General features: G+C 23.3%; 1 protein-coding gene. It reads right to left on the reverse strand.

Annotated features, from left to right (window positions below):
• Window positions 1–210: hypothetical protein (locus tag AVBRAN12654_RS09475; protein ID WP_336614405.1), on the reverse strand; the 210-nt coding region annotated here is incomplete at both ends.

Below are 210 nucleotides of genomic sequence, written 5' to 3' on the forward strand. Positions count from 1 at the left end.
CACTAAACCAACCTGCTACATAATTAGCAGCGTCGCCTTTTAAAATAGTTTTTCCATTTTCTTCTAAAAAATCATTTTTATTAAAAAAGCTTTTTAAATCTTTTAAAGTATCTTTATCTAAGCTAATCCCTACGCTTTTATTATCAAGGCTAAAAAATACATTTAATTCTTTATCACTTGTTTTATATTCAAAATTATTTGTTTTTATAT

Source organism: Campylobacter sp. RM12654 (assembly GCF_020137585.1).
GTDB lineage: Bacteria > Campylobacterota > Campylobacteria > Campylobacterales > Campylobacteraceae > Campylobacter_E.